Below are 2,396 nucleotides of genomic sequence, written 5' to 3' on the forward strand. Positions count from 1 at the left end.
AATGACATTGACTATGACTTCAACAATGACTGATTCCCTGGATGATGCCGCCCTGATGCGTTACTCCCGACAGATTCTTCTGCCGGAAATTGACCTCGAAGGGCAGAAACGTCTGCAGCAAAGTCGCGTACTCATCATCGGCATGGGTGGACTGGGTTGTCCGGCATCGCAGTATCTGGCTGCGGCAGGAATTGGACAACTCACCCTTTGCGATGGGGACGTTGTAGAAATCAGTAATCTGCAACGTCAGATTCTTTATACTGAAGCGGACCTGGGACGGCCCAAGGCCAGCGCCGCCCGTGAACGACTGCTGGCCATGAATCCCCATATCCGGGTGAGTGCCTGGACCGAAAACGCCAGCAATGAATCGCTGGGCAGTGCCCTGGAAACCCATGATCTGGTTCTGGATTGCAGCGACAATTTTCACAGCCGCCACGCCATCAACCGCGCCTGCCGCGAGGCTCGCGTACCGCTGGTCAGTGCTGCCGCCATTCGCTGGGAGGGGCAGCTCAGTGTGTTTGATTTCCGCGACCAAGACACCGCCTGCTATGCCTGCCTGTATCCAGAACAAGGCGAAGAAAATGGCGAAGATACCTGCTCCCGCAACGGGGTGCTGGGGCCATTACTGGGCATTCTCGGCAGCATGCAGGCCGTTGAGGCTATTCGTCTGCTCAGCGGTCACAACTCCCCACTGAGCGGACAACTCCTGCTGGTCGACGCCCGCCACTGGCAATGGCGTCAGGTACAATTGCGCCGCGACCCAGCCTGTGGGGTTTGCGGCGGGGTCTGCGCATGAACTCCTTGATTTTACCCCGCACTCTGGCCAACGCCCTGCTCGGTGATCTGCAGTCCGGCGCTGGACAAGGGCTGGTGGGCGCTTTGCAAGCACGCCCCTGCTCCGTTTACCCGGTCAGTGCCGAACAGCACGGCATGGCGCTGGATCTGCTGACCAGCCGGGGCGAAACGCTTTTTGCCTGCTATGCGGCGGCTCCGCAGGAGCCTTACAGCACTTTGCCCGAAAAGCCTCTGAGCCCCTTTGATCCACCCTACCAAATCCGTCTGGCAACCGACATCCGTGGGGTGATCGTCTTGCGCGCCTATGCCCGGAAAGCCGGACAAGGCTGGCAGGAAAAAATCATCGAGCTGGAAAATGACTGAGCACAATGGATTTTCGGTCATGTCCTTCAATATTCAGGTGGGTATTGGCTCTCATCGTGCCCGTCACATGCTGCTCCATGGCTGGAAATATGTAATGCCGCACGGCCAGAGCCTGCGTAATCTGGAACGCATTGCCGAAATTCTTTCAGAAGCGGATGTTGTCGGCCTGAATGAAGTAGATGCCGGCTCGTTTCGCAGCCAGTATGTGAATCAGGCCGGTTTTTTGGCAGAACGGGCGCACTTTCCTTACTGGGCGCAGCAACGCACCCGTGATTTTGGCGAGCTGGCCCAGCACAGTAACAGCGTACTCTCGCGCTGGCCCATTGCCCGCAGTGAACCGCATACTCTGCCGAGTTTCATGAAAGGTCGGGGCATGCTGGAAACCAGCACCAAAATCAATGGTCAGCCTCTGACTGTCGTCATCACCCATCTGGGCCTCAGTCGTCACGCCCGTTTCAGTCAAATCCGCGATCTCGCGCAACGTCTGCGCCAGCGCCGCCATCTCATTCTCATGGGCGACCTCAACTGTACCGCCCGCTCTCCGGAAATCCGCCTGCTCCTGGCCGAAAGCGGGCTACAGGCGCCGCCCTGGAACCCGCCTACCTTTCCGAGCTGGTCTCCGCGCTTTTCCTTTGACCACATTTTCTGTAGCCCGGACCTGGAATTCACCGAAATTGAAAGTATTGGCGAACCCCTGTCCGATCATCTGGCTCTCAAGGCGCGACTGCGCTGGAACTCGAAGCCAGAGGAAAATGTAAGGACCCGGTCACCGTAAACGGAATCCGGCTGTCAAAAGGTCCTGTTACCAGATAACCCTTGACGGCATAGGGCAGGCCCTTCTGACTGTCGACACTGCCCAGTTCACCCAACACGGGTAACAAATTACCCGTAACCGGGATGGAAACCACGCTACTTCCATACGCCGGAACCTGCACGGGCTTATTCAGCAGGCCATAAGCCACCTGCCGGTCTTGCACCAACAAACGCGCCTCCCCAGCCTTGGCGCGCAAGGCGCTGCTGTTGGGATTGCTGATTTTCAGGTCCAGAATAAAAGTCTGCGACACAAAACCTACCGACTGGGGATGAATGCCTTCCAGTTGCACATGCGGCGAATGGGCCGGAAAAGCACTGCAAGCCGTCAACGGCAAAGCGGCCATCATCAGCAAAGGCCAACGCCAAAAACTTTGGGAGAAGCCAGCACTTCGTGTAACAATACCCATCAGTCCACTCCAGCAGAT

4 protein-coding genes are annotated in these 2,396 nt (G+C 57.5%); 3 read left to right on the top strand and 1 reads right to left on the bottom strand.

The features are described 5' to 3' along the window. The 3 genes from AC2VLY_RS11945 to AC2VLY_RS11955 all read left to right on the top strand — a co-directional run. Window positions 1–796, top strand: a 796-nt coding sequence (locus AC2VLY_RS11945; protein ID WP_486893699.1) for a HesA/MoeB/ThiF family protein, incomplete at its 5' end; no start/stop codon positions are given. After that, entirely contained in the window at window positions 793–1,158 is a 366-nt protein-coding gene (locus AC2VLY_RS11950) for a hypothetical protein (protein ID WP_486893700.1), read from the top strand. The genes AC2VLY_RS11945 and AC2VLY_RS11950, both read left to right, overlap by 4 nt. After that, the gene (locus AC2VLY_RS11955) at window positions 1,151–1,933 is read left to right on the top strand and encodes an endonuclease/exonuclease/phosphatase family protein (protein WP_486922346.1); all 783 of its coding nucleotides are present in this window, start codon (window positions 1,151–1,153) and stop codon (window positions 1,931–1,933) included. Before AC2VLY_RS11950 ends, AC2VLY_RS11955 begins: the two co-directional genes overlap by 8 nt. Here the strand turns inward: AC2VLY_RS11955 and AC2VLY_RS11960 are convergent. After that, a partial coding sequence (locus AC2VLY_RS11960) for an LEA/WHy family protein (RefSeq protein WP_486893703.1) occupies window positions 1,872–2,396 on the bottom strand: 525 nt, incomplete at its 5' end. The genes AC2VLY_RS11955 and AC2VLY_RS11960 overlap by 62 nt on opposite strands.

This window comes from Acidithiobacillus sp. TH-A36 (assembly GCF_057473445.1).